Raw genomic sequence first — 25,441 nt, forward strand, 5'->3', positions numbered from 1 at the left:
TTGAGGCGGCGGTGCTGGCGGTGGCGCCGTGGATGTCGGCGCCACTCGCAAAACGGATTCAATTCAGATAGGTGATCGACGATGTGCGGGATTCTAGGTGTAGTAGCGACTACGCCGGTCAACCAGCTGTTGTATGACGGGCTTCAGGTGTTGCAACACCGCGGGCAGGACGCAGCGGGCATTGCGACGGCGCAAGCGGGCAAGTTTCACATGCACAAGGGCTCGGGGCTGGTGCGCGATGTCTTCCGCACGCGCAACATGCGTAACCTCACCGGTAACTGGGGGATTGGCCATTGCCGCTATCCCACAGCCGGTTCGGCCTATAACCCGGCCGAAGCGCAGCCGTTTTATGTGAATTCGCCGTTCGGTCTGATGCTTGCGCACAACGGCAACCTGACCAACGCCGATGAGCTCAAGCGCGAGATGTTCCTCGCCGACCTCCGACACATCAACACCAACTCGGACTCCGAGGTGCTGCTGAACGTGCTGGCGCATGAGTTGCAGGAGCACGCCAAGGGGCCACGGCTGGAGTCCGAACAGATTTTCAAGGCTGTTTCGGGCGTCATGCGGCGCGTCAAGGGGGCTTACGCTGCGGTCGTGATGATCGCGGGCTATGGCCTGCTTGCCTTTCGTGATCCGCACGGCATTCGCCCGCTCGTGATCGGCAGCAATGAAGCGCTGGGCGGCACCGAGTACATGGTCGCTTCGGAAAGCGTCGCGGTCGACGTGCTTGGCTTCAAGCTTTTGCGGGACATCGCTCCGGGCGAGGCAGTGCTCATCAACACCCAGGGCCACCTGGAAAGCCGCCAGTGCGTGTCCGGGCTACCGCACGCGCCTTGCATGTTCGAGTTCGTTTACCTTGCGCGCCCGGATTCGCTGATTGACGGCATTTCGGTGTACGACAGCCGCGTCAAGATGGGTGAGTACCTCGCTGAACGCATCCTCAAAAAGTATCCGGATCTGAAGATCGACGTTGTCGTGCCGATTCCCGATTCCAGCCGCCCGGCGGCGATGGAGCTGTCGAATCGTCTCGGCGTTCCGTATCGCGAAGGCTTCGTGAAGAACCGCTACATTGGCCGGACCTTTATCATGCCGGGGCAGGCGGTACGCCGTAAGTCGGTGCGTCAGAAGCTCAACGCGATTCATCAGGAATTTGCGGGCAAGAACGTGTTGCTGGTCGATGACTCGATCGTTCGTGGTACGACGAGCCGCGAGATCATCAATATGGCGCGCGAAGCGGGCGCTACGCAGGTATTTATGGCCTCTGCGGCGCCGCCGGTGCGTTTTGCCAACGTCTACGGCATCGATATGCCGAGCCGTAACGAGCTGATCGGCGCTTTCCGTTCTGAGGACGAGATTGCCAATGAGATCGGGGCTGACGCGCTGATCTATCAGGGTCTCGACGATCTCAAGAAGGCGGTCAAGGAGCTCAATCCGACGATCGAGGTGTTCGAGACGTCTTGCTTCGACGGTTTCTATGTGACTGGCGACATCACGGCCGCTTATCTGAATGAGATTGAAGACGCCCGCAATACGGATGTGCCGGCCTCAAATAGCCGTGACGATGAAGGTGATGACGACGGCGATGGTGGGCAGATGGATCTGAATCTCGTCTCGCACGAGGATCGCTGACCGGTAGACCGGGGGCGTCGCCGCCCCCCATCAAGCAAAAAAAGAAACGCCGCGAAGTAGTTCGCGGCGTTTTTTGTTTGTGCGCTTTGTCTAGCGCTCGGATGGCGGTAGGGCTTGGAGGAGACTCTTGCGCGTGATGGGCTTGGTCAGCACAGCGTCGAACGGGCTGCCCTGTGTGATTTGCGCGATGTGGTCTGGGCTCTCGCCGGTGTAGGCGACGATCCAGGTGTCGGGCTGAGCGCCGCTCTCACGCAGCCGGCGACAGACTTCATCGCCGCGCAGATCCGGCAGGTGGAGATCGAGCAGGATGCAGTCAAAGTGGTCGAGGCGCGCGACGTCAAGCGCCGAACCACCGTCGGCGACTTCTGTCGTCGCCCAGCCGAGCTGGCCCAGAATCAGCGCAGGGAGCCGACGGTTCGGCTCGCTGTCGTCAACGATGAGCGCTTTGTTCATCAGCAGGAGCGGAACGCGAACCCGCCTTCCGGCGACCACTCCAGCCATTCGGCCTTGTCGCGCCAGTCGTGCAGCACCCAGCGTTTGCACGCCTTACCGTCCACGATGTGCGTGTGGCAAGCAGGGCGGTGGGTGTGGCCGTGAATCAGGTCCGCGTGTTCCGCGTCGCGAATTGCCGCTTCTACCGCACCGATGTTCACGTCCATGATCTCGGTGTCTTTGTCCTGCTTCGCGTGCTCGCTCTTCATGCGGATCTCTGCTGCCAGCGCGAGCCGTTCCTGCAGGGTCTTTGCCAGCACGGCGGCTCGCCACTGCGGGTTTCGCACCATCGTGCGGAAGTGCTGGTAGGCGACGTCGTCGGTGCACAAGGCGTCACCGTGCATCAGCACGTGGCGCGCTTCGCCAAGCGACAGGGCGTAGGGTTCTTCTATCAAACTCGCGCCAGCTGCCGCAGCGAAGCCGCGATCGAGCATGAAGTCGCGGTTGCCTTGCATGATGAAGATCTTCGTTCCGTTTGCCGACAGGGCGGCAAGCGCATCGGCGATGCCGCGCGCGGCCGGGTCGACCAGTGCGTCGTCGCCCGGCCAGGCATCAAACAGATCGCCAAGGATGTAGAGCGCTTCAATGCCACGCGCCGGGCCGCCGATATAGCGCAAAAAGGCGGCTGCCACCTGAGGGTGCTTCGGACTCAGGTGGAGGTCGGAGATGAAATGGATCATGCAGGCAACCGCTCGCGCTCAGACGACTTCAGCGCGTTCGATGATGACGTCTTCGTTCGGCACATCCTGGAAGAAGCCACGGCGACCAGTCTTGACCGTACGGATCTTGTCGACGACATCCATGCCTTCGACAACCTTTCCGAAGACGCAGTAGCCCCAGCCTTGCAGGTCGGGCGAGCGATAGTTGAGGAACTCGTTATCCGCGACGTTGATGAAGAACTGTGCGGACGCCGAATGGGGTGCCTGAGTGCGCGCCATCGCGATGGTGCCGCGTTCGTTCTTCAGGCCATTGTTCGCTTCGTTTTCGATCGTGTCGCGCGTCGGCTTCTGCTGCATATCGGGTGTCATGCCGCCGCCTTGCACCATGAAGCCATCGATCACGCGATGGAAGATCGTGCCGTTGTAGTGACCGGACTCGACGTACTCGATGAAGTTCTTGACGGTCTTCGGTGCCTTCTCGGCGTCGAGTTCAAGCGTGATGACGCCGAGCGAGGTGTGCAGTTTGATCATGTTGGATTTCCTGTTGAGCCGGTCTTCGGACCGGGTTACTGCTTGGCCGCAGCGGGCGTGACGCGGCGAGCCGATTTGAGGACAACGGGTTTGAGCGGTACGTCGCGTTGTCCTGCAACGATGCCTGTCTCAACCGCCTCCATTTTTCTGACGGTGTCCATGCCTTCAACGACCTTGCCGAACACCGCATAGCCCCAGCTGTCGAACGACGGATAGTCGAGCGACGCGTTGTGTTTGAGGTTGATGTAGAACTGCGAGGTCGCGGAGTTGGGGTCTTGCGTGCGGGCCATCGCCAGCGTCGCGGTCTCGTTTTTCAGGCCGTTCTTTGCTTCGTTCTCGATCGGCGCTCGCGTCGGTTTCTCTCGCATGTCCGCAGTGACGCCGCCGCCTTGCACGACAAAGCCGCGGATGATGCGGTGGAAGATCGTGTTGTCGTAGTGGCCGGAATCCACGTAACTGAGGAAGTTCGCCACCGACTTCGGGGCTTTGGCGGGGTAAAGCTCAACGACGAAGGCGCCGACGCTGGTCTCGATCCGTACTTTCGGATCACCGCTATCGGCGCTTGCCGGTTGAACAACCACGCCAAGCGATAGCCCGGCGAGCAGGGTCGCCGTCAGCGCGCGTCGGACGATGTTCATGCCTGCCCCTCGTACACGATTTTCCATTTTCCGTTCTCTTTGAGCCAGTACTGGCGCTTGCTCGCCTGCTGTTTGAGGTTGTTGCTGCGGTAGTCCTGATCGAAGGTCACAACGACCATGTCTTCCTTGCCCGGGCTGCGGAACATGCTGATGTTCTTAAGTCGCACCTGAACCCAGGTTTTGTCCTTGGCGATTGCGCGCTTGCGTGCAGACCACTGCGTGCGGGTCGCGTCATCACTCGCAAATTTCTCTGCGTAGTGCTGCAGGTAGCGTTCGGTGTCGCCGCTTTCCCAGTCGCGCCGCCAGGTCTCGATCTGCTTTTGCAGGGCCGTGCGCTCCTGTTGCCAGTCGTCGAGGCTCAGCCATTCCACGTCGTTGCTGATGATCACTGGCGTCAGGCCCAGCTGCAGGCGCGACGCAACGGCCTGCAGGTCGGCGTTGGCGAGCACCACACAACCGTCGGATGCTTTGGGCGGGCGCGACAAGGTATCGCTTGGCACGCCGTGTAGCCAGATACCGTGGCCCGCGCGGCCTTGCAGGCGGTCGTACTCGTTCGGGTAATTGATCGGGAAGGCTGCCGAGCCATAGAAATCGGTCAGGCGCTTCTTCGGCACTTCCGACACGACGTGATAGACGCCCAGAGGCGTGCGCTTGTCACCTTCGCGCGCTTTTTGCGCACCTTCCTTGCCATGCGTGATGTAGTAATCCGCCACGAAACGCGGCCGGCCACCCTCGTTGGCATAGAGATAAAGACGCGATTTCTGGGTGTCGACGACGATCGCGTACTTCTGATCCGGCCGCATCTGCAACAGGTAACGCGGCACGTAATTGCTGGGCGGCCGGTTGCGATACGCCTTCAGCCGTGCGATGGCCTCTTCGCGCAATTCGCTGACCTTCTCCGGCGGTGCGGATGGTGCGTTGCCAAAACCCGCGATCGGGCGACTGCGGGCGAGCAACAGATCGCCGCGGATCAGGTGTGCGAGGCGGAAATTCGGATACACCCGAAGCAGGGACTCGGTGCGCTCCAGCGCGCTGTCGAGCTTGCGGTGCTCGATGTCGTCAAATACCTTCGCCAGCGATGCTTCGGGGCCGCTATCCGAGATCGGGCCCTTCATCGGCTGGGCAGCCGACAGGCCCGCACAGCAGGCGCCAACGACCAGCGCAATCCGCGCCGCGTGGCGGAATACCTTAAGCATCAGCCGCCGACCCGTTCCTGCTGGATTTGCCAGCGGCCATCGCGGTGCACCAGCACCAGCGTCTTGGTGGCGGCGGACTTCAGATTCGCCGAGTCGTACGACTGGCGGAATCTGACGGTGGCTTCGTCGTCGGACAGGCGGATCACAAGGTTGTCGGCGCTGACGCTGATCGGGCCCGGTTTGGTCAGGCGCGATTCGCGTTCGCTTTCCCAAGCCTTGCGCGGCACACCACCGGGCGTCTTGAAGTCGCGCGCGTAGTGGCTGAGATAGGCTTTCACGTCCTTACGCGACCACGCGCTCGCCCAGCCGTTCACCATCTTCTTGATGTCTGCTTCAGCCTTGTCGTTGGCCGCGGGTTTCTTCGCTGCAGCGGGCTCCGCCTTGGCGACCGCAACCGGCGCTGGTGTGGCGGCCGGTTTTGTCGGCTCAGCCTTCGCAACCGGCGCCGGCTTCGCAGGGGCCTCTGCCGGCTTGGCTGCGGGCTCGGGTGCTTTCGTGACAGGGGGCACCGGTTTCGCCGGAGCGGGAGCCGGCGCCGGGGTGGCCGCAGCAATCTGCACCGGCTTGGTCGTTGAGGGTGCAGTACGCGCGTTACGTGTGGTGCCGCCCATCAGGTCCCGAATCATTGCGAGCTTCGTCTGCGCCTGCGTGTTGGCGGAATCGAGCTGCAGCGCCTTGTCATAGGCCTGGCTTGCGAGCTTGGCATACACATCGCCGAGGTTCTCGTGCGCAGTGGCGTAGGCTGGGTGAGTGCGGATCGCAAGCTCCAGCGCGGCCTTGGCCTTCTCGTACTGGCGCTGCGACGCATAGATGACGGCGAGGTTGTTGTACGGCTCCGGCAGCTCGGGGTAGTCCTCCGAGAGCTTTTGGTACACGACCGCGGCGTCGTTGAGACGGTTCATCTCCGTCAGGATGACGCCTTTGGTGAAGCGCGCCTGAGCGTCCTTGGGGCGCACAGCGAGGATCTGGTCGACCTTTTCCAGCGCGGCCGGCAATTGGCCTTGTTTCATGTGCGCCTGGACCTCCGTGAGCGTCGGCTCCGCGGCGGCGGGCATGGCGCACGCCAGCAGCATCGCAGCTGCCAGGGCGTTCAAGGTGGTGCGAAAAGGGCGAAAAGTCATTGTGCTAACATCCTGCGAGCAAGGCGCGACGCGCCTGTTCTAGCCCACCATTCTATCAACAAGCCCCGCAACGCGGGGGCCGCGGCGACCGCCCCACTCGGGCGGTGCATGCACGGACATCATTCATGCTCACGATCTACAACTCGCTCACCCGCCAGAAGCAGCAATTTACCCCGATCGAACCCGGCAAGGTCCGCATGTATGTCTGCGGCATGACCGTGTACGACCTGTGTCACTTGGGGCACGCCCGCTGCTTCCTCGGGTTTGACGTGGTGCAGCGCTGGCTGCGGGCGTCGGGCTACGAGCTGACGTACGTTCGCAACATTACGGATATCGACGACAAAATCATCCGCCGCGCACAGGAAAACGGCGAGCCGATCGCGGCGCTGACCGCGCGCATGGTTGCGGAGATGAACGCCGACTTCGGTGCGCTGGGCATCGAGCGTCCGGATATCGAGCCGCGCGCAACGGATTACGTGCCGCAGATGCTGGAGATCATCGATACGCTGGAATCGAAGGGCCTGGCGTATCAGGCCGAGGATGGCGACGTGAACTTCGCGGTGCGCAAGTTCCCAGGCTACGGCAAGCTCTCCGGCAAGTCGATTGACGATCTGCGCGCTGGTGAGCGTGTGGCCGTGGATTCGTCGAAGCGTGATCCGCTGGACTTTGTCCTCTGGAAGGCCGCCAAAGAGACCGAACCCGCCGACACCAAGTGGACCTCCCGCTGGGGCAAGGGGCGGCCCGGTTGGCACATCGAATGCTCGGCGATGAGCAGTGCCATTCTCGGCAAGACGCTGGACATCCATGGCGGCGGGCCCGACCTGCCGTTCCCGCACCACGAAAACGAAATCGCGCAGAGCGAAGGCGCCCACAGCTGCACGCTGGCCAACGTCTGGATGCATGCAGGTGCCTTGCGCGTCGATAACGAGAAAATGTCCAAATCGCTGGGCAACTTCTTCACGATCCGCGAAGCGCTGAAGCAGTACGACGGCGAAGTGATCCGCTTCCTTGTGGTGCGTTCGCACTACCGCAGCCAGATCAACTACTCGCCGGATCTGCTGGCGGACGCGAAGCATGCGCTCACAAGGCTCTATACCGCCTTGCGCGACGTGCCGGCGGCCGAGGTCGCGATTGACTGGGCGGAAGCCTTGCCGGCCCGCTTCAAAGCGGCAATGGACGACGACTTCAACACATCCGAAGCGGTGGCGGTGCTGTTTGAGCTTGCCGGTGAGGTGCAGCGCGGGCGCGATCCGAAAGTAGCCGGGTTGCTGAAGGCGCTGGCTGGCGTGCTGGGCCTGTTGCAGCGTGACCCGGTGGCGTTCCTGCAGGGCGGCGCGTCGAGTGATGGACTCGGCGCTGAAGCGATCGAGCAGTTGATTGCGGACCGCGCTGCGGCCAAGAAGGCCCGGAATTTCGCTGAGTCGGACCGGATTCGCGACGAGCTGAAGGCTGCTGGCGTGGTGCTCGAGGATTCTGCTCAGGGTACGACCTGGCGGCGCGCCTGATCCGGGCGATCGATAAAAAAAGGGCGGCCATGGCCGCCCTTTTTGTTTTCGCTGCGTTCAGCGGCGCAGGATCACCACGCTGCCGATCGAATAGCCGGCGCCGAACGAGCAGATCACGCCGAGGTCGCCCTGCGTCAGATCTTCGTGATGCAGGTGGAAGGCGATGATCGAACCGGCCGAAGCGGTATTCGCATATTGGTCGAGGATCACCGGCGCTTCGTCGAAGGTGGCGTCGCGTTCGAGCAGGCGACGCGCGATGAGCTGGTTCATCGACAGATTGGCTTGATGCAGCCAGAAGCGACGCACGCCGGCCGGTGCGTGCCCCAGGGCCGACAGATGGCTGTCGATATGCTCGGCCGCCATCGGGCAGACTTCCTTGAACACCTTGCGGCCCTCCTGGCGGAAGAGCTTGTCCCGTGCATCGGGATCGGTGTCTTCGCAGCGGTTCAGGAAGCCGGCGTTGTTGCGGATATTGTTCGAGAAACTGGTTGCAAGCTTGGTGCCGAGGATCGCCCAGCCGCCGTCGCCCATGTCGGCACGCTCGACCAGGATAGCGGTGGCAACGTCACCGAAGATGAAGTGACAGTCGCGATCGCGCCATTCCAGGTGCGCCGAGCAGATCTCGGGATTGACCACCAGTACTGAGCGGGCGCTGCCGGAGCGCACCGCATTGGCGGCTTGCTCGATGCCAAAGGTGGCGGACGAGCAGGCAACGTTCATGTCGAACGCAAAGCCCTTGATACCCAGCGCGTGCTGGATCTCGACCGCCATGGCGGGGTAGGGGCGTTGCATGTTCGAAGCTGCGCAGATCACCGCGTCGACGTCGGCCGCATCGCGGCCGGCGCGTGCAAGCGCGTCCCGCGCGGCGGCAACGCCAATCTCGGCTTCCAGCGACAAGGCGTCGTCCGGCCGCGGTGCGAAGCGCGGATACATGCGCGCGGGGTCGAGCACGCCGGCTTTGTCGAGCACGAAGCGCTGCTTGATGCCGGAGGCCTTCTCGATGAACTCGGCGCTCGACTCGGTGAGTGGGGCGACTTCACCGGCGGCGATACCCGCTGCGTGCTGGGCGTTGTAGTTCGCGACGTAGGTGTTGAAGGCAGCAACGAGTTCCTCGTTGCTGATGGATTGCGACGGCGTGAACAGCCCGGTCGCGCGGATGACGACGTCGGTCATGAAGCTACCTTTACCGAAAAGTTGCGGGAAGGTAGCACATTCGCAGGCGTATGGTCCTGTCGCCGGGCAAGGCAACGCCCTTGCCCGGCGAGGTGCTGAGTGCCGGTCAGCTCACGCGCGTTACGGCGGCAACATCACGTGCCACGGCAAACTGCAGCGTGTTGGCAATCGGCGCGCTCGGCGCAGTGCTGCCAACGAGCGGGTTGAGTTGCCGGAAGCTGCAGCGCAAACCTTCCGGTTTGAGCGACACCACGGCATAGCCCTGCGCATCGCTGACCATGTGCCGGATCCACGGATTGCTGTTGAGGCTCGCGAGCTGCGTTGCGAGACCGAGCAGCGTGCCGGCGAATGCAGGCGTCGCTTTCAACGCGGACAGCACGGCGGCGGTGGTGGCATCCAGCGCCGCTTCGCTGACGCCCTTTGCGCCAAGCGCGCGGCGCACTGGCAGGCGGACCTGCTCGGCGAGCTCATCGAGCGTCGGCGCAGCGCGCTGCAGCGTGAAGTCGAACAGGTTGAAGCGCAGGTCAAGCGTGCCAACGCCGTCGACCGGCACCGAGATCGGCGAGAACACGAGGTTCGACAGCAGCGAACCGGTGGTGGCATCGGCGAAGTAGGTGAACCACGAATCGGAGCTGATGCCGGCGGTGACGAAATCGACCATCACCGGTGTGCCGGCGCCTGTCGCGTCGTAGTTGTCATTGACGGTGCCAGCGTGGAAGGAGTGCAGATCGCCGGTCAGCGCGACGACGTTGCGGATCGCGTTGTCCTTCAGGTGTGCCATCAGGTGTTTGCGTTCGGCGTTGTAGCCGTCCCACTGGTCGCAGTTAAGCAGGAAACGGGTGAAGTAGGGCGCCAGCAGCGTGGCCAGACCGCCGACGAAGCTCGACGCTGCACCCTTGGCGATGATGTCGGGCTTGATGTAGCCGAAGGCAATGACCTGAGCGCCAACGGCCGCTTGCGCGGTCGCACCGGTTGCTGATGTGGCGGCGCGATAGGCCGTGCTGGCGAGTGTTGCCTGCGTGGTGTTGAGCCCTTGGGCGACACCGGCGGCAACCGGGTCGGCCGACGTGGCGAGCGCCGTAGCAATCGCCGCAGCGGCGGCTCCGGCCTTGGACTGATCCGCTCCGGCGGTGACGGCGGCCACCACGGCGGCAGCCGCCGCGACGTTGCCGCCCGTGGAGCCGGCTGCGGTGGTGATGTTGCCCGCGATCGTGTTGACCGATTGCAGCGCGAGCAGGGTGGCGACCGCCGCCGTGCCATCCAGACCCATCCGCAGCAGCGAGACTTCGTTGCACCACAGCTTCCATGTTGCGGTGGAAGCGCTCATCGTGTGCTTCCACCAATCGCGTTGCGTGGTGCCGAGGATGGAGGCCGGCGCCAGTGCATCGCTGCCGGCCGATACGGCGTTCATTTTAGCGGCCTCGATGGCGTCACGCTTGTCGGCCGGTACGAAGTAGCGCGAACCGACAGAGCCGAGTGCTGCGCCCGACGCGGGATTGGGGGCGGCTTCCGGGATGATGTGGTCGGCGCGGTAGAGGCGCTCGTCGGTCACGACGAAGTGGGCGAGCTTGCCGAAGGGCAGATCGCGGTAGATGCGCACGTTCTGGAAGCTGGCCGTGGTGCTGTCATAGCTGACATCGGCTGGCATGAATTCAAACCATGCCTGGTTGGCGCCACGGCGGCGCGTGCTTTGATGGGTGTTGTCGCCGATGCCGGTATTGGCGTCGTAGCTGCCGTTGTCGTAGGTCTCGGCGTCCTGCCAGCAATCGTCGGAGAACTCGTGGTCGTCCCAGGTTGCAATGAAGGGCAGGCGCTCATGCAGGGCCTGCAGGCGCGGGTCGGTTCGGTACTTCTTGTAGAGGTAGCGGTAGTCGGCGAGCGTGGTGGCGTACTTTGCGCCGCTGTTGCCGGACTTGTAGCTGCCATCCGGTAGCACCAGCGGGTCGTGGCGTGACTCGACGGCGCCGCTCTGGAAGGCTTCGCCGACCGTCTCGTAGATGTAGTCGCCGAGGTGCACGACGAAGTCGATGTCCTCTTGTGCAAGGCTCTCTAAGCCCGCCCAGTGGTTCACGCTCCAGTCCTGGCAGGAAATGAACGCGAATTTCAATTCGGCGACGTCGGCATCGCGCGTCGGGGCCGTCTTGAAGCGCCCGACACGGGATCGCACGTCGCCTGCCACGAACTGATAGAAATAGACGGTGCCAGGCTGCAAACCGCTGAGCTTGTTGCGCACCGTATGGTCGTAGCGGGCGTACACCGGAATGCTGTTGTCGACGACCGGTGTGCCTGCCAGCGCGTCGGCGGTGCCAAGGCGGCTGCTGTTGTCGGCCGCGGTGACGACGATGCGGATCGAGAAATCGCCGGCATCGGGTGCGCTTGCCACGGCATCCGCACTCGCCGGTACCACGCGGGTCCAGAGCATCACGCCATCTGCGCGCGGGTCGCCCGAGGCAACGCTCTGCGGGAATTTCCAGTTGCTGCCCGTGGCTTTGGCGGGTGCCGATACGGGCGCCGTTGCGCTGTCACTGCCGCAAGCGCTGAGCCCGCCGGCCGCGATCGAGGCGGTCCAGAAGCCGGTATTGCGCAGGAATGCGCGTCGATTCATCGTCATACGTTCCCCATACCAGGTCGTTTGGCGCGCATGCCGGCGCGCCGGAAAATACGCCAGCGTATGGTGGGGACGTTACCTGCCGATGACTTGTGAGAAGGCGACAGCGCGTTTGTGCGCGGAACCCAGGAGAGGAAAGGGCGGCCGGCTTTGGCCAGGCCGCCCCAAGGTGCTAGCGGATGACGCGACCCTGGCGGTCGATCACCGCCATTTCGGCGAACTCAACACCGGTGCGGCGCGTGCCGGTAAAGCTCACGTTGATGCCGCCGAGGTCAAAGCGGTCGATTCCCGCCATCGCGGCTGGCAGCTTGGCGCGGGTGCCACCGGCGCGGCGCAGGCCTTCGAACAGCGTACGTGCGGCGACGTAGGATTCCATCATCGCCTGGGTGGGTTCGACGTCGTTCGGGCCGTACTTCTTGTAGGTGGCGCGGAATTCGCGCACCAGAGGCACCGACTCATTCAGCGTGTTCGGCGCGGCTTCCAGTACCGCGACGCCGTGCGAGGCCTTCTTGCCGATGATGCGGGCGAGGTGGCTGCCCTCCACATAAGACAGTGTTGCAAGCTGCGCGGTGCCGCCTTGGGCGCGGTAGCGCTGGATGAATGCCGCGGCGCCCGCCGTCTGCGATGCCAGCACGATGGCTTGCGGGCCGCTCGCCAGCATTTTCGTTACCGCCTGGTCGACCTGAGCCGAACCGGCAAGGTAACTGACGCCGTTGAGCTTGATGCCAAGAATGCCGGCCTCGCTCGATGCAGCGGTCCAGGCCTCGCGGCCGAATCCGTTGTCCTCGTACACGACCCCAACGTTTTTCATGCCGCTGGTGGAGAGGTGCTTGAGCACCCGTGCAACCTCGAAGGTAAAGCTCGGGCGTGTCAGGAACAGCAGCTTGGAGCCGCTCGCGAGGCTGGATGCGCCGACGCGCGGGCCGACCAGCGCAAGGCCGTTGTCTTCAAGCAGGCGGCTGTCGAGCAACTGTTGAACGCTGTCTTCCCCCATCAACCCGAGCAGCGCGGCGGGCGCGTTCTTGTCGATCAAGGGGCGCAACTGCTTGCTGACGTCGCCCGGCTCCTGGCTGGCCGTCACGAGCTTTACCTTCTGGCCGGCGATACCGCCGCGTGCGTTGAGGTCGGCCACGGCTACCTGTGCGCCGACCTGCATATGCCAGCCAATCCCGCCGTAGGGGCCGGTGAGCGGAGCCATCTGCAGCACGGTGATGTCTGCCGACGCGAAGGGGGCGGCTGCACTGACGAGCAGCGCGGCGAACGCCTTGAACAGGCGCGAATGAGCAAATGTGTTCATGTCTGTAGTCCTTGAGGGCGACAACTCAGCGCTGCGCGTTGCCGGCCGCAACGGCTTGCACAAGGCGCGCCTGGGCGTCGCGTGTGCTCATGCCGGCATCGTTGAAATAGGCGGAGACGGTGGCTTGCATGGCGGCCTGAACTGCTTCAGGTGCGGCCATGCGGTGCGCAACAGATGGCACGAGGCCGCCGCTCTGCGCCGTGGCACGGAAGGCTTCGGCCGAGCGCTTGGCGCAGTCGTCAAAACGATCCATGCGCGCGTTGGTGCGTGCCGGAATCGAGCCCTTGGCAAGATTGAAGTTCTCTTGGAACTCCGCGCCCATCAACGCATTCGCGAGGTCGGCCTGTGCCTTGCGCGCATCGTCGTGGCGCTGGCGGAAGAAGGCGAAGCTGTCGATGTTGTAGGTGTAGGCCTTTTCGGTACCGGGCGCCGCCAGGCACAGATAGTCGCGGCCGGGTTGCTTGCCGGCGCGGGCGAATTCACCCTTTGCCCAGTCACCCATGAACTGTACCGCAGCCTTGCCGTTGATCACCATCGCCGTCGCCGCACTCCACTCGCGGTTGGGTGCGCCTGCGTCGATCAGCTTGCGCAGCGCCTTGAAGGTGTCCAGTGTCTTGGTCATTGTTGCGCCCTGCAGCGTGGCGCTGTCGAGCGAAACAAAAGCCTTCTTGTAGAAATCGGCACCACCGACGCCCAGCGCGACCGATTCGAACAGCGTGAAGTCCTGCCAGGGCTGGCCGCCATGGGCGATCGGCGTGAAGCCGGCCTTGCGGATGCTGTCCGCGGAGGCGATCAGTGCATCCCAACTGGTGGGCACTTCTACGCCGGCTTTCTTCAGTACTTCGGGGTTGATCCACATCCAGTTAACGCGGTGGACGTTCACCGGCGCCGCGACGTAGCGACCTTCGTACTTCATTGCGTTCGCAACCACTGCAGGCAGCGTGGCGTCCCAGTTGCCGGCGCTGGCGACGTCGCCAATATCGGCGAGCAGACCGTCTTCCGCCCATTCGCGGATCTCCGGTCCTTTGATCTGCGCAGCCATCGGAGGGTAGCCGGAGACGACGCGGGTCTTCAGCAGCAGCATCGCGTTGTCACCGCCGCCGCCTGCAACCGAAAAGTCGCGCCAGCGGTGGCCGCTTGCCTCAAGCTTCTTCGTCAGTTCGGCCAAGGCGCGCGCCTCGCCGCCCGAAGTCCACCAGTGCAGGACCTCGATATCGGCGGCGTGGCTAGCGGCTACGCCGAGCACCAAGCCGAGCGCCAGCATTGTCTTCGTCGTGTGGATGGGATTCATGATTGTGCGTTTGTCCTTCAGTGTCCGGCAGTGGCGGCGCGCGACAGCGCATCGCGCCGAGGCTTCTGCTGATTGAAGCCGATGCGCCGGTAACAGAGTTGATCGGATCTCAGTGGCGACCTGGTGTGGTGCCGTGTGGCGGCCTAAGGTCGGTGCCGCGCCGCGAGGGGCGGGTGGTGAAACGGACGGATACGGGCCGCGCGTGGCCGTTCAAGATACTTTTCGGCACTCACCGAAATCTCCTTTGTTGTCTCTGTGCTGCCGGTCGCTTGTAGGGTGCGCCGTGCTTGTTTTTTGTGCTAAGGGAAAACCCCGAGCGGGTTAACCCTAAATCTTTGCGCGGGGCTTGGCAATCGTTCCGCGCAGCAATCAATGTCAATTTTGATCAAGCAAAAATAAAAAGAGCTCCGATTGGAGCTCTTTTGTGTGGGCCGCGACTCGGCGCCGGCAGGGCCGGCAAGGAGGCGACGTGTGCCGCGCGTTCTGGTTGCTCAGTCGCTGAAGAACTCGCGCACCTTGTCCATCCAGCCCTTCGCACGGGGCGTCTGCTTCGCCGCATCCTTCTGTGCCAGTTCCTCAAACTCACGCAGCAGTTCCTTCTGGCGTTCATTCAGGTTCACCGGTGTCTCGACGACGACGTGGCACAGCAGGTCGCCCGGGTGGCCCGAACGCACGTTGCGGATACCCTTGCCACGCAGGCGGAACACCTTGCCGCTCTGTGTTTCGGCCGGAATCTTCAGGTTGGCCGCACCATCCAGTGTCGGAATTGCTATTTCGCCGCCCAACGCTGCGGTGGCGAAGCCGATCGGCATTTCGCAATGCAGATCATCGTGATCGCGCTGGAAGACCTGGTGTTCGCGAACGTGGATTTCCACGTACAGATCGCCCGGCGGCCCGCCATTGACGCCCGGTTCGCCGTAGCCGGCGTGGCGCAGGCGCATGCCGTCGTCGATACCGGCGGGGATCTTCACTTCCAGCGTCTTCTGCTTCTTCACGCGGCCGGCGCCATGGCAGCTGCCGCAGGGGTCCGAGATGTGGCGGCCGGAACCGTGACACTTCGGGCAGGTTTGCTGGATCGAGAAGAAGCCTTGCTGCATACGCACCTGGCCCGCGCCACCGCAGGTGGGGCAGGTCTTGGGCTGCGTGCCGGCCTTGGCGCCCGAGCCGTGACAGACGTCGCATTCCTCCATCAGCGGAATGCGGATCGTCTTCTCCGCGCCGCGCGCCGCTTCTTCCAGCGTGATTTCCAGGTTGTAGCGCAGGTCGGCACCGCGATAGACGTTCGAACGCCCGCCGCCGCCACCGCCGCGGCCGCCACCGAAAATCTCGTCGAAGATGCCGCCGAAGGCGTCCGAGAAGCCTTCGAAACCCGCGCCGCCGCCAAAGCCGCCGGGCCCGCCCGCGGCGGACGGGTCCACGCCGGCGTGCCCATAGCGGTCGTACGCTGCACGCTTGTTGCTGTCGGAGAGCACCTCGTAGGCCTCTTTGGCCTCCTTGAACTTCTCTTCAGCGCCCTTGTCGTCGGGGTTGCGGTCCGGGTGAAACTTCATCGCGAGCTTGCGATAGGACTTCTTGATGTCCTCGTCGCTGGCGTCGCGATTGACCCCCAGTACCTCGTAGTAATCCCTTTTGGCCATCTGCTCTTTTCCTCTAACGCAAAGGCGCAAAGGACGCGATGCGATCCTTTGCGCCCTTCACGCCTTCGCGTTGTTTCGGCTTACTTCTTGTCCTTGACCTCGGTGAACTCGGCATCGACGACGTTGTCGTCAGCCGGCTTGGCGCTTGCGCCGGCACCTGCGCCGGCGCCCGCATCGGCACCGGCAGTCTGCGAGTACATCTTCTCACCCAGCGTCTGGCTGGCGAGCGCCAGGGCCTGCGCCTTGGCTTCGATGTCTTCCTTGTCGGTGCCCTTGATCGCTTCCTCGGCTTCCTTGATCGCGGTTTCGATCTTGGCCTTTTCGTCGGCCGAAACCTTGTCACCGTGTTCCTGGATCGCCTTCTTCGCGGTGTGGATCAGCGCGTCGCACTGGTTGCGGGCGTCGATCAGTTCGCGAGCCTTGCGGTCGTCTTCGGCGTGGGCTTCGGCGTCGTTTACCATCTTCTGGATTTCGTCGTCCGACAGGCCGGAATTCGCCTTGATGGTGATCTTGGCTTCCTTGTTGGTCGCCTTGTCCTTGGCCGAGACATGCAGGATGCCGTTGGCGTCGATATCGAAGGTCACTTCGATCTGCGGCATGCCGCGCGGCGCCGGCGGAATGTCCGACAGGTTGAACTGGCCGAGGCTCTTGTTGGCCGAGGCCATTTCGCGCTCGCCTTGCAGCACATGGATCGTCACTGCGGTCTGGTTGTCGTCTGCGGTCGAGAAGACCTGCTGAGCCTTGGTCGGGATCGTGGTGTTGCGCTTGATCAGCGGGGTCATCACGCCGCCGAGGGTTTCGATGCCGAGGGTGAGCGGGCAGACGTCGAGCAGCAGCACGTCCTTCACTTCACCTTGCAGCACGCCACCCTGGATCGCGGCGCCAACGGCCACAGCTTCGTCCGGGTTCACGTCGCGGCGGGCTTCCTTGCCGAAGAACTCGCGCACCTTTTCTTGCACCTTCGGCATGCGGGTCTGGCCGCCGACGAGGATCACGTCGTCGATATCGGTGACTTTGAGGCCGGCATCCTTCAGCGCCTTGCGGCAGGGCTCGATGGTGGCTTCGACCAGCTCTTCGACCAGCGACTCGAACTTGGCGCGGGTGATCTTCATCGCGAGGTGGCACGGCGCGCCGTTGGCCATCGTGATGTACGGTTCGTTGATTTCGGTCTGCTGGCTCGACGACAACTCGATCTTGGCGCGCTCGGCTGCGGCCTTGATGCGCTGCAGCGCGATCGCGTCCTTCGACAGGTCGATGCCGTTCTGCTTCTTGAACTCTTCGACGATGTAGTCGATCACGCGCTGGTCGAAGTCTTCGCCACCGAGGAAGGTGTCGCCGTTGGTCGCCAGCACTTCAAACTGCTTGTCGCCGTCCACATCCGCGATCTCGATGATCGAGATGTCGAAGGTGCCGCCGCCGAGGTCATACACGGCGATTTTCTTGTCCTTGCCGGCAACCTTGTCCATGCCGAAGGCCAGCGCGGCCGCGGTCGGCTCGTTGATGATGCGCTTGACTTCGAGGCCGGCGATGCGGCCCGCGTCCTTGGTCGCTTGGCGCTGGCTGTCGTTGAAGTAGGCCGGCACGGTGATGACCGCTTCGGTCACTTCTTCGCCAAGGTAGTCCTCGGCCGTCTTCTTCATCTTGCGCAGCACTTCGGCGGAAATCTGCGGCGGGGCCATCTTCTTGCCGCGCACTTCCACCCATGCGTCGCCGTTGTCGGCCTTGCTGATGGCGTAGGGCATCAGCGAGATGTCCTTCTGGACTTCCTTTTCCTCGAAACGGCGGCCGATCAGGCGCTTCACCGCGTAGAGGGTGTTCTTCGCATTGGTCACGGCCTGGCGCTTGGCGGGCGCGCCGCACAGGATCTCGCCATCATCCATGTAAGCGATGATGGACGGCGTGGTGCGCGCGCCTTCGGAGTTCTCGATGACCTTCGGCGTGCCGCCTTCCATGATGGCGACGCAGCTGTTGGTGGTGCCGAGGTCGATACCGATGATCTTGCCCATGTTTGTGTTGTCCTTTCCGAATTCTGTGGTGAAGCAAACCTGTTACCGAAGTGGGGTCTTGTCACAGGCTTTCAAGAGCCTGGGGCGCTGTGGCCGCAAGACCCGCCACGCGGCGTTGTCAGTCCTTGGTCTTCGACACAGCGACCAGCGCCGGGCGCACGACACGACCCTCGATCAGGTAGCCCTTCTGGAAGACCTGGACGACGGTGTTCGCGGGTTGGTCCGATTCGACCATGCTCATCGCCTGATGCTGATGCGGGTCGAACTTCGCACCGACTGGGTCGAGTTCCGTCAGGTTGCCGCGCTCGAAAGCGCGCGCAAGGTTGCGCAAGGTTAGCTCGACGCCTTCGCGGATCGATTCGAGCGTCGGGTTCGCGACGGCAAGCGTCTGTTCGAGGCTGTCTTTGACTGGCAGAAGCTCCGTGGCGAACTTTTCGATCGCGAACTTGGATGCCTTCTGAATGTCTTCAGCAGCACGACGGCGCACGTTTTCGGTCTCAGCCTTGGCACGCAACCAGGCGTCGTAGTGCTCGGCGCCTTTCAATTCAGCCTGGCGCAACTGCTCTTCGAGGCTGGGCAGGGTGTCGACCGATGCGTTGTCGGGGGCTTCGGCGCTGGCGGCTTCCGGCGAGGCGTCTGCGGCCGAGCTCAGCTCGACCTCAGGCTGCGGACTGGACTGATTTTCCTGCATGAAAATGAACTCCCTGATGGCAACTTTGCTTCCATCTGGGGCGGGTTGCGGGAATTTCAAGCCCTGTTTGTGGCAAAAGCGCGCGAGCGCTAACATGCCGTCTGTTAACGGGGGATTACATGGCTGCGCAGCCGGAGAGAATCGGGAAGTACCGCATCATCCGCGAGATCGGGCGGGGGGCCACGGCCATCGTCTATCTGGCGGAAAACCCGTTCTATCCGGAGCCGATCGCCCTCAAGCACATCAGCTTCAATGACAAGGCGAAGGATCAGGCGAAGTGGAACCGGCGCCTGCTCAAGCTCTTGCGCGCCGAAGAAGCTGTCTCCAAACGCCTCAACCACCCGAATATCATCCGCATCTTCGAGACGGTGATCGAGGCAGACCAGGCCTACGTTGTGATGGAGTATTTCGAGGGCTATTCCCTTGAACGCTACTGCACCTTCGAGAACCTGCTGCCGATCCATCGTGTGGTCAGCATCATCTTCAAGTGCTGCATGGCGCTGGACTATGCCTACAAGAACGGCATCATCCACCGCGATATCAAGCCGGCGAACATCCTGATCGACGATCAGGATAATGTGAAGATCACTGACTTCGGGCTCGCGCTCAACATCAAGAAGCAGAGCGACGAGGATTCGACCTTCATTATGGGCGTCGGCTCGCCGGCCTACATGTCGCCGGAGCAGGTGAAGTCCTACCCGCTGAACCAGAAGACCGATCTGTACTCGCTCGGCGTCGTGCTGTTCCACATGCTGACCGGGCGGCTGCCATTCCGTGCCAAGAACCCGGCGCAGCTGGTCTATCGCATCATCAATGCCGATCCGCCGTCGGTGGTTCTGCTCAACCCGGCGGTGCCGGAGACGATGGACCCGGTGATCCGCAAGGCGCTCGAAAAGGATCTCTACTCCCGCTACAAGAATGGCGCGGAGTTTGCGAAAGACCTGTCGGCGGTCCGATACAAGATCTACGACGAGAACGAGCACCTCGAAGACAACTCGCACTTCGGCCAGCTGCGGCGTTTGCCATTCTTCACCGAGTTCGACGACGTCGAGGTGTGGGAAGCCTTCCGCATCGGCAAATGGCGCCAGTGTGGCGAGCTGACGACGCTGATCAAGGAAGGCAGCAGCGATGCGCGCTTCTGCATCCTGATCGAGGGGCGGGTTGAGGTCTCGCTGGATGGCCGCAAGGTCGCCGAATATGGCCCGGGCGAGGTGTTTGGCGAGAGCGCCTTCCTCGACGAGCAGGAGCGCAAGCAGTTCGCCACGGTGGTGACGCTGACGCCGGTGAGCTACCTCGAAATCAACCCGGCTGCCCTGGTGCTGGCGTCCGAGGAATGCACCGACCACTTCCGTTCGCGCTTATCCACCGTTGCGATGCGGCGTTTGTCGGCAGCATTGCGCGTCTGTGCAAAGTCCGGCGAGCCGGCGACCCGGGGCAACGATGGCGCGCCAAGCGGCGGCCTCGAACTGCAGCTCGTCAATAGCTGAGCACCAGGCCACCGTCGCGGCAATCAGACGGCGACGTCGATCTGCTGCATCGCACCGGCTTCGCCGCTTTCCTTCAGATAGATTCCGCTCGCGCGCACGGCGCCAAGATTCGCGTTCTGGCTGTCCTTCAGCGTGAAGGGCGTGTCGACACGGCCGAGGTAGAGCGCCCCAACCCCCGCACTCGCGATCGACGTCAATGTGCCCGCACCGTCGCTCGCCGGCCGCCATAGTTTGAGACTCGCAAAGGCGGGGTCGGACTCGTCAATCCAGCCGTTGCTGTCGGCGTCGAGCTTCGCAAGTTCCGCATAGCCGTCACCACTCTGCGGCCCGAACAGCTCGGTGCCGTTGTCGATACGGCCGTTGCCGTTCTTGTCCAGCGCCAGGTAGCCCGCGCCGCGCAGCAGTGGCAGTTTCTCCGAGGTGCCTTGGGCGCTCAGATCGAAGCGGATCGTGTCGCCGGTGGTCGAAACTGCGTTGCCGTCCAGGTTGATGACCAGCGGATCTTTCAACAAGGCGTCGCCGGCGCGGATCGACACGCTGGTTTCTTCCCGTTGGTAGCGTTCCATCGACAAACTCAGCGAGAAGCTGATTTTTCTGCCGTCTGCCGTCGTTGCCGACCCGCTCGCCGAGAAGCTGGTTCGCTCGTATTCCTCGCGTACTTCGCGTGAGTCGAATTCCAGCCCCCACCCGGCGCGCTGTGGCGCCTGGCTGCCGTCGGCCTGGGCGTTCCCGGAAGCCGGGGCGGAGGCAGTGTCCTGCGCAGCGGTGTCCGTGCCTTGTAGCTGGCCGGCTGTCACGAAGCGAACTTCGCGGCCAGTCAGCGCTTCGACGATGTCCTTCAGCAACTGCAGCCGCGCGGGCAGCCCGCCCTCGTTTTTCGCCTCGTCAGTGCTTGGGCTGGCTTCAGTGTCGGCGACCTGTTGCTGAGGTGCCTCGGTGCGCGATGCCGGATGCTCGTTGCGCTGGCTGAATGCCAGCTGCGCCCGTGCGGCTTCCGAGAATTCGACGCGGCTGTGCTGGTTGAACTCCAGCCCGAAACCGGGCGCGTTGCGCCCGCCCGCATTGGCATCGGCCCATGCCCGCATCCGAGTGTCGGTTTCCTGCGCGCGCCAAGCTTCGTGGGATGAGGCCAGGGCCACATCCGATGATGTGATCTTCATTTGTCGCTCCTTCCGTCAGGTCCGGCTGCCCGGCCAGGCTGTGTCGCCCAGATGTAGTAGCGGCAAGTCCTTGTTTTTCCTTGAAGGCCAGACGGGGGGACGACGCCCGGCGAGGTGCGGGCAGATACATGTTGACACGCTAAAGTTTTTTGAAACTAGGCCGAAAATGCTCTTATCGCCGCCGTAGTAGATGCAACCCAATGGAGGAATGTCGTGGCCCGAAGCAGCGTTTATGGGATCAGCCGGGTGGACAACGAGGTCAGCCGCACCCATGGCTGGCTGGTGACCATCCAGCGGCGAGGGGTGATCTACCGCAAGCACTTCAGCGATGGCGTGCATGGCGGCAAGACCAAGTCCTTCAATGCCGCAAAGGCGTATCGCGACGAGGTGATCGCCAAACACCCGCCGTTCTCGATGCGTGAATACTCAAACATCGTCAAGAAAAACAACCGCTCGGGCGTGGTCGGCGTCTGTCGATACTGCGCCTCGGAAACGCGTGATATGCCGGAAGAAAAGCAACGCTGGTTCTGGGTGGCCTCCTGGCCACTGCCGGACGGGCGTCGCAAACGGGTGAAGTTCTCCGTCAAGAAATACGGCGAAGAAGGTGCTTTCAAAATGGCGTTGAAAGCACGTAAGGATGCACTGAAGAAGCTTGAAGGGGAGTTCGACCCCGGTGCCGTTCGGCGTAAGCCAGCGCGCCGCCGCGCCGCAGCGAGTGAAGGTGCCCGACGCAGCGCCTGATTCAGTCGCAGTTCTTGCCAAAAAAGAACGCCCGCATCTGCGGGCGTTCTTTTTACCGTGGCTCAAGCGTTAGCGGCGTGGTTCTGAAACCGCCATGCTGACGAACGTGCACAGCACGCTGTAGAGCAACGCCCCCCAGAACGCCGACCAGAAAGTCGGCACTACGATGCCACCAATCAACCCTGCTACCGCCCAGAACGCCAGCGCGTTGATCACCAGAGCGAAGATACCCAGGCTCAGAACGCTGATCGGCAAGGTGATCAGCAGCAGCAGAGGTTTGATCGAAGCATTGACCAGGCCCAGCAGCAACGCGAAGAGCAGGGCGGCCGTCCAGCTGCTGACGGTAATGCTCGTCACCACCTCTGGCACGAGCATCAGCGCGACGGTGTTCAAGGCCCAGATCGCCAGTCGGTTCAGCATCAGTTTTGTGCTCCAAGTTTGGCGGCGCGCTGTGCAGCGATCGCCAGTTGGGTAGGGTCTGGGGCTGGGGCAGCCAGCCAGTCGCCTGCTTGCCGCTCAACCAGGCCGACCAGCGCACGAATCCAGTCGTCCCGCTCGTTGAGGCAGGGGATGTAGCCGAACTCCTTGCCGCCTGCTGCAATGAAGGCGTGCTTGCACTCCATTGCGATCTCTTCAAGCGTTTCGAGGCAGTCGGAGACAAAACCCGGGCAGATCACATCGATCTTCGTGATACCGGACTTCGCCAGCGCTTGCAGCGTGGGCTCGGTGTAGGGCTGCAACCATTCGGAACGGCCGAAGCGCGACTGGAATGTCAGCACGTAGTCGTCCGGCCCGAGGTCGAGGGCTTCCGCGAGGCGCCGTGCCGTTTTATGGCATTCGCAGTGATACGGGTCGCCACGATCGAGCGTATAACGCGGTACGCCATGAAAGCTCATGACCAGCCGTTCGGCGCGGCCATTGCGCTGCCAGTGCTCCCGCACGCTGGCGGCCAGTGCGGCGATGTAGGCGCCGTCATCCGCAAAGGCGCGAACGAGCCTCAGCTCCGGCAGGTTGCGACAGCGTTGCATCCAGCCCGCCAACGCGTCAGCAACCGATCCGGTCGTGCTGCCGGCATATTGCGGGTAGAGCGGCACGACGAGGATTCGGGTGCAGCCGGCAGCGCGCATTGCATCCAGTTGGGCTGGCATGGACGGGTTGCCGTAGCGCATGGCGTGCATGACTTCGATCGGCTGCTGCCGGTTCTGTCCGAGGTAGCCGCGCAGCAACTTCGCCTGTCGTTGTGTGTGCACCTCCAGTGGTGAGCCGTCGCGGTCCCACACGCTGGCGTACTTCAGCGCGGACTTCTTCGGCCGTGTGTTCAGGATGATGCCGTTGAGAATCGGCCACCAGACTAGGCGCGGAATCTCGACCACACGCGGGTCCGACAGGAATTCCTTCAGGTAACGGCGCAGCGCGCTGGGTGTTGGCGCGTCCGGCGTGCCGAGATTGACCAGCAGCACGCCAACCTTCGGGGCGCTTCCATGCCGGAAGGGCGGTTCGGGCTTGAAACGGGGCATCGATCAGCTCAGTTCTGGGGAGTCAGTGCGCTGGAGAGCAGGCGCGCGGTGATGTCGACGATGGGGATCACGCGCTCGTATGCCATGCGGGTCGGGCCGATCACGCCGAGCGAGCCGACCACCTGTCCATCGACTTTGTAAGGGGCGGTCACGACCGTGCAATCGTCGAGCGAGGCGATGCCTGACTCGCCGCCGATGAAGATCTGTACGCCCTGGGCGTCACGTGACACTTCAAGCAACTGCAGCAACCCCGTCTTGTGTTCGAAGAGCCGGAACAGGTCGCGCAGACGTGCCATGTTGGAGGACAGGTCCTCGACTTCGAGCAGGTTCCGTTCGCCACTCAGCACGTACGATGAGGCGCTCGTTTCCGAAATCGCATCCTGCCCGGCGGTGATCGCGGCGGACATCAGCTCCGACATGTCTTCACGGAGCTGGACAAGTTCGGCGCGCACGCGCTCGCGGATTTCGTCGAACTCCAGACCGGCGAAGTTCTGATTGAGGAAGTTCGTCGCCCGCACCAGTTCGTCGCCGGTGTAGGGGCGTTGCGTCAGCAGGATGCGGTTCTGCACGTCGCCGTTCTGCGTCACGATGATCAGCAGGATGCGACGTTCCGAAAGGCCCACGAACTCCAGTTGCCGGATGCGCGTCGCTTCCTTGCGGGCGGTCACGACCACGCCAGCGAAACGGGTCAGTTCGGACAGCAAATGCGACGCGGCGCTGATCACGCGTTGCGGCTGGTCCGGCTGCAGATGGTGTTCCAGCTCCATCAACTGCGCTTGCTGGAGCGGCTGCACCGTCAGCAGGCTGTCGACGAAAAGCCGGTATCCCTTTGCGGTCGGCACCCGGCCGGCCGACGTATGCGGCGATGTAACAAGGCCGAACTCTTCCAGGTCGGCCATGACGTTGCGGATCGTGGCCGGCGAGAGCTCAAGCCCCGACGAGCGGGAAAGGGCGCGCGAGCCAACGGGCTGACCGTCTGCGATATACCGCTCGACCAGCGTCTTCAACAGGATCTGCGCACGTTGGTCGAGTGGCTGGTTGGCTGGGCGTGATTCCATGTCGGCCATTCTAGGGAAAAAAACCGCAATCGCAACGCGTTGAGGGATTCGACCCGAAGGCGCGCCGTGCTTGCGGCAGCGGTGTCACGCCTTGTGGTTAAATGGGTGCCATGCAGAATGGTTTCAAGACGATCGCGCTGATTGGAAAATACCAGAGCCCGGAAGTGTCGGATGCGGTGCTCCGGCTTGCGCTTTTTCTGCGCGAGCGCGCCTGCGAAGTGCTGATCGAGCAAGGCACCGCAAGTGCCACCGGCATCGGCGGCGAGTTCCGCGTCGCGGCTTTCGACGAGATCGGTGCCAAGGCTGATCTGGCAATCGTGCTGGGCGGCGACGGCACGCTGCTGACCGCGGCGCGGCGGCTTGCCAGTCATGCGGTACCGCTGGTCGGTGTGAACCAAGGGCGGCTGGGCTTCCTGACTGACATCCCGCGTGAGGACATGTTCGAGCACGTCGGCGCGATCCTCGCCGGCCGCGCGCGCCACGACACCCGGATGTTGCTGGAGGCTGAAGTCGTTCGGGCGGGCGACCGAGTCTTCCACACGATGGCGCTCAACGACGCGGTCGTCAGCAAAGGCGAGATCGGCCGCATGATCGAGTTCGAGCTGCACCTGGACGGCGAGTTCGTTTATCACCAACGCTCCGACGGCATCATCGTCTGTACGCCAACGGGCTCTACGGCCTATGCGATGTCAGCGAATGGCCCGATTCTTCATCCGGGTGTTACCGGCATCGCACTGGTTCCCTTGTGCCCGCACGCGCTGACCCATCGCCCGATTACCGTGTCGGACGACTGCCGTATCGAAATCGTGGTGCAGCCGCCACACGATGCACGCGTACATTTCGACGGTCAGGCGCGTTTCGATGCGCGTGCCGGCGATCGCATCCGCATCTGGCGATCGGACCATGTCGTGACCTTGTTGCACCCGCCTGGTTACAGCTACTACTCCATCCTGCGCGAAAAGCTCCACTGGAGCGCAGCGCCGCGACTTCCCTGAAGGAAT

22 protein-coding genes are annotated in these 25,441 nt (G+C 63.1%); 5 read left to right on the forward strand and 17 right to left on the reverse strand.

Annotated features, from left to right (window positions below; translation table 11 throughout):
* The first annotated feature begins 81 nt into the window (after positions 1–81).
* Complete coding sequence (gene purF / locus ACE3P0_RS01570) at positions 82–1,632, forward strand: amidophosphoribosyltransferase (RefSeq protein ID WP_374399127.1); 1,551 nt, start codon at positions 82–84, stop codon at positions 1,630–1,632.
* Between the two features lie 90 nt (positions 1,633–1,722).
* On the opposite strand, the gene ACE3P0_RS01575 is transcribed toward purF, so the two are convergent.
* The 6 genes from ACE3P0_RS01575 to ACE3P0_RS01600 are packed head-to-tail and all read right to left on the reverse strand — an operon-like array spanning position 1,723 to position 6,269.
* On the reverse strand, positions 1,723–2,085 hold the full coding sequence (locus tag ACE3P0_RS01575; protein WP_374399129.1) for a response regulator: 363 nt from the start codon (positions 2,083–2,085) through the stop codon (positions 1,723–1,725).
* Positions 2,085–2,804, reverse strand: coding sequence for a UDP-2,3-diacylglucosamine diphosphatase (locus tag ACE3P0_RS01580; RefSeq protein WP_374399131.1), 720 nt, complete (start codon positions 2,802–2,804; stop codon positions 2,085–2,087). Before ACE3P0_RS01580 ends, ACE3P0_RS01575 begins: the two co-directional genes overlap by 1 nt.
* A gap of 18 nt (positions 2,805–2,822) precedes the next feature.
* Positions 2,823–3,314, reverse strand: coding sequence for a peptidylprolyl isomerase (locus ACE3P0_RS01585; protein WP_374399133.1), 492 nt, complete (start codon positions 3,312–3,314; stop codon positions 2,823–2,825).
* A 35-nt stretch (positions 3,315–3,349) separates the two neighbouring features.
* A complete protein-coding gene (locus tag ACE3P0_RS01590) occupies positions 3,350–3,952 on the reverse strand; it encodes a peptidylprolyl isomerase (RefSeq protein ID WP_374399134.1) in 603 nt (200 codons plus the stop codon).
* Positions 3,949–5,148 (reverse strand): murein L,D-transpeptidase family protein, encoded by a 1,200-nt coding sequence (locus tag ACE3P0_RS01595; RefSeq protein WP_374399135.1) that lies wholly within the window; start codon positions 5,146–5,148, stop codon positions 3,949–3,951. The genes ACE3P0_RS01590 and ACE3P0_RS01595 overlap by 4 nt, the downstream gene beginning before the upstream one ends.
* The gene (locus tag ACE3P0_RS01600; RefSeq protein WP_374399136.1) at positions 5,148–6,269 is read right to left on the reverse strand and encodes a tetratricopeptide repeat protein; all 1,122 of its coding nucleotides are present in this window, start codon (positions 6,267–6,269) and stop codon (positions 5,148–5,150) included. Before ACE3P0_RS01600 ends, ACE3P0_RS01595 begins: the two co-directional genes overlap by 1 nt.
* A gap of 125 nt (positions 6,270–6,394) precedes the next feature.
* Between ACE3P0_RS01600 and cysS the strand changes: the two genes are divergently transcribed.
* Positions 6,395–7,774, forward strand: a complete 1,380-nt coding sequence (cysS, locus tag ACE3P0_RS01605) for a cysteine--tRNA ligase (RefSeq protein ID WP_374399138.1) — start codon at positions 6,395–6,397, stop codon at positions 7,772–7,774.
* A 57-nt stretch (positions 7,775–7,831) separates the two neighbouring features.
* Here the strand turns inward: cysS and ACE3P0_RS01610 are convergent, their stop codons facing one another.
* From ACE3P0_RS01610 to grpE, 7 genes are all read right to left on the reverse strand, one after another.
* Positions 7,832–8,947 carry a beta-ketoacyl-ACP synthase III gene (locus ACE3P0_RS01610; protein WP_374399140.1) on the reverse strand — a complete coding sequence of 372 codons (1,116 nt, stop codon included), beginning with the start codon at positions 8,945–8,947 and terminating at the stop codon, positions 7,832–7,834.
* 106 nt (positions 8,948–9,053) lie between these two features.
* Entirely contained in the window at positions 9,054–11,552 is a 2,499-nt protein-coding gene (locus ACE3P0_RS01615; RefSeq protein ID WP_374399142.1) for an alkaline phosphatase, read from the reverse strand.
* A gap of 175 nt (positions 11,553–11,727) precedes the next feature.
* Positions 11,728–12,852 carry an ABC transporter substrate-binding protein gene (locus tag ACE3P0_RS01620; protein WP_374399144.1) on the reverse strand — a complete coding sequence of 375 codons (1,125 nt, stop codon included), beginning with the start codon at positions 12,850–12,852 and terminating at the stop codon, positions 11,728–11,730.
* Between the two features lie 25 nt (positions 12,853–12,877).
* Complete coding sequence (locus ACE3P0_RS01625) at positions 12,878–14,143, reverse strand: ABC transporter substrate-binding protein (RefSeq protein ID WP_374399146.1); 1,266 nt, start codon at positions 14,141–14,143, stop codon at positions 12,878–12,880.
* Positions 14,144–14,634: 491 nt separating this feature from the next.
* Entirely contained in the window at positions 14,635–15,780 is a 1,146-nt protein-coding gene (dnaJ, locus tag ACE3P0_RS01630) for a molecular chaperone DnaJ (RefSeq protein ID WP_374399148.1), read from the reverse strand.
* An 80-nt stretch (positions 15,781–15,860) separates the two neighbouring features.
* Positions 15,861–17,786 (reverse strand): molecular chaperone DnaK, encoded by a 1,926-nt coding sequence (gene dnaK, locus ACE3P0_RS01635; protein ID WP_374399150.1) that lies wholly within the window; start codon positions 17,784–17,786, stop codon positions 15,861–15,863.
* A gap of 118 nt (positions 17,787–17,904) precedes the next feature.
* The gene (gene grpE, locus ACE3P0_RS01640) at positions 17,905–18,477 is read right to left on the reverse strand and encodes a nucleotide exchange factor GrpE (protein ID WP_374399152.1); all 573 of its coding nucleotides are present in this window, start codon (positions 18,475–18,477) and stop codon (positions 17,905–17,907) included.
* A 119-nt stretch (positions 18,478–18,596) separates the two neighbouring features.
* On the opposite strand from grpE, the gene ACE3P0_RS01645 reads away from it, so the two are divergent.
* Entirely contained in the window at positions 18,597–19,964 is a 1,368-nt protein-coding gene (locus ACE3P0_RS01645; protein WP_172198962.1) for a protein kinase, read from the forward strand.
* Between the two features lie 23 nt (positions 19,965–19,987).
* Here the strand turns inward: ACE3P0_RS01645 and ACE3P0_RS01650 are convergent, their stop codons facing one another.
* Positions 19,988–21,124 (reverse strand): hypothetical protein, encoded by a 1,137-nt coding sequence (locus tag ACE3P0_RS01650; protein WP_374399154.1) that lies wholly within the window; start codon positions 21,122–21,124, stop codon positions 19,988–19,990.
* Between the two features lie 246 nt (positions 21,125–21,370).
* On the opposite strand from ACE3P0_RS01650, the gene ACE3P0_RS01655 reads away from it, so the two are divergent.
* Positions 21,371–21,865, forward strand: a complete 495-nt coding sequence (locus ACE3P0_RS01655; RefSeq protein WP_374399156.1) for an AP2 domain-containing protein — start codon at positions 21,371–21,373, stop codon at positions 21,863–21,865.
* A 69-nt stretch (positions 21,866–21,934) separates the two neighbouring features.
* Here the strand turns inward: ACE3P0_RS01655 and ACE3P0_RS01660 are convergent, their stop codons facing one another.
* From ACE3P0_RS01660 to hrcA, 3 genes are read right to left on the reverse strand one after another with little or no spacing between them, the layout of a single operon-like run.
* Entirely contained in the window at positions 21,935–22,285 is a 351-nt protein-coding gene (locus ACE3P0_RS01660; RefSeq protein WP_374399158.1) for a phage holin family protein, read from the reverse strand.
* The gene (gene hemH, locus ACE3P0_RS01665; RefSeq protein ID WP_374399160.1) at positions 22,285–23,382 is read right to left on the reverse strand and encodes a ferrochelatase; all 1,098 of its coding nucleotides are present in this window, start codon (positions 23,380–23,382) and stop codon (positions 22,285–22,287) included. Before hemH ends, ACE3P0_RS01660 begins: the two co-directional genes overlap by 1 nt.
* An 8-nt stretch (positions 23,383–23,390) precedes the next feature.
* Positions 23,391–24,440: a heat-inducible transcriptional repressor HrcA gene (gene hrcA / locus ACE3P0_RS01670; RefSeq protein WP_374399162.1), complete on the reverse strand. Its 1,050-nt coding sequence runs from the start codon at positions 24,438–24,440 to the stop codon at positions 23,391–23,393.
* Positions 24,441–24,550: 110 nt separating this feature from the next.
* On the opposite strand from hrcA, the gene ACE3P0_RS01675 reads away from it, so the two are divergent.
* Positions 24,551–25,435: an NAD kinase gene (locus ACE3P0_RS01675; RefSeq protein ID WP_374399370.1), complete on the forward strand. Its 885-nt coding sequence runs from the start codon at positions 24,551–24,553 to the stop codon at positions 25,433–25,435.
* The last annotated feature ends 6 nt before the right edge of the window (positions 25,436–25,441 follow it).

It is taken from the genome of Niveibacterium sp. (genome assembly GCF_041909475.1).
Lineage (GTDB): Bacteria > Pseudomonadota > Gammaproteobacteria > Burkholderiales > Rhodocyclaceae > Niveibacterium.

What these genes read in the sequence shown, in the direction of transcription:
- ACE3P0_RS01595 (WP_374399135.1), bottom strand. Translation starts at nt 5,148, where the DNA reads ATGCTTAAGGTATTCCGCCACGCGGCGCGGATTGCGCTGGTCGTTGGC.
- ACE3P0_RS01675 (WP_374399370.1), top strand. Translation starts at nt 24,551, where the DNA reads ATGCAGAATGGTTTCAAGACGATCGCGCTGATTGGAAAATACCAGAGC.
- ACE3P0_RS01580 (WP_374399131.1), bottom strand. Translation starts at nt 2,804, where the DNA reads ATGATCCATTTCATCTCCGACCTCCACCTGAGTCCGAAGCACCCTCAG.
- grpE (WP_374399152.1), bottom strand. Translation starts at nt 18,477, where the DNA reads ATGCAGGAAAATCAGTCCAGTCCGCAGCCTGAGGTCGAGCTGAGCTCG.
- ACE3P0_RS01660 (WP_374399158.1), bottom strand. Translation starts at nt 22,285, where the DNA reads ATGCTGAACCGACTGGCGATCTGGGCCTTGAACACCGTCGCGCTGATG.
- ACE3P0_RS01625 (WP_374399146.1), bottom strand. Translation starts at nt 14,143, where the DNA reads ATGAATCCCATCCACACGACGAAGACAATGCTGGCGCTCGGCTTGGTG.
- cysS (WP_374399138.1), top strand. Translation starts at nt 6,395, where the DNA reads ATGCTCACGATCTACAACTCGCTCACCCGCCAGAAGCAGCAATTTACC.
- hemH (WP_374399160.1), bottom strand. Translation starts at nt 23,382, where the DNA reads ATGCCCCGTTTCAAGCCCGAACCGCCCTTCCGGCATGGAAGCGCCCCG.
- dnaK (WP_374399150.1), bottom strand. Translation starts at nt 17,786, where the DNA reads ATGGGCAAGATCATCGGTATCGACCTCGGCACCACCAACAGCTGCGTC.
- ACE3P0_RS01590 (WP_374399134.1), bottom strand. Translation starts at nt 3,952, where the DNA reads ATGAACATCGTCCGACGCGCGCTGACGGCGACCCTGCTCGCCGGGCTA.
- hrcA (WP_374399162.1), bottom strand. Translation starts at nt 24,440, where the DNA reads ATGGAATCACGCCCAGCCAACCAGCCACTCGACCAACGTGCGCAGATC.
- ACE3P0_RS01645 (WP_172198962.1), top strand. Translation starts at nt 18,597, where the DNA reads ATGGCTGCGCAGCCGGAGAGAATCGGGAAGTACCGCATCATCCGCGAG.
- ACE3P0_RS01610 (WP_374399140.1), bottom strand. Translation starts at nt 8,947, where the DNA reads ATGACCGACGTCGTCATCCGCGCGACCGGGCTGTTCACGCCGTCGCAA.
- ACE3P0_RS01575 (WP_374399129.1), bottom strand. Translation starts at nt 2,085, where the DNA reads ATGAACAAAGCGCTCATCGTTGACGACAGCGAGCCGAACCGTCGGCTC.
- dnaJ (WP_374399148.1), bottom strand. Translation starts at nt 15,780, where the DNA reads ATGGCCAAAAGGGATTACTACGAGGTACTGGGGGTCAATCGCGACGCC.
- ACE3P0_RS01600 (WP_374399136.1), bottom strand. Translation starts at nt 6,269, where the DNA reads ATGACTTTTCGCCCTTTTCGCACCACCTTGAACGCCCTGGCAGCTGCG.
- ACE3P0_RS01650 (WP_374399154.1), bottom strand. Translation starts at nt 21,124, where the DNA reads ATGAAGATCACATCATCGGATGTGGCCCTGGCCTCATCCCACGAAGCT.
- ACE3P0_RS01620 (WP_374399144.1), bottom strand. Translation starts at nt 12,852, where the DNA reads ATGAACACATTTGCTCATTCGCGCCTGTTCAAGGCGTTCGCCGCGCTG.
- purF (WP_374399127.1), top strand. Translation starts at nt 82, where the DNA reads ATGTGCGGGATTCTAGGTGTAGTAGCGACTACGCCGGTCAACCAGCTG.
- ACE3P0_RS01585 (WP_374399133.1), bottom strand. Translation starts at nt 3,314, where the DNA reads ATGATCAAACTGCACACCTCGCTCGGCGTCATCACGCTTGAACTCGAC.
- ACE3P0_RS01615 (WP_374399142.1), bottom strand. Translation starts at nt 11,552, where the DNA reads ATGAATCGACGCGCATTCCTGCGCAATACCGGCTTCTGGACCGCCTCG.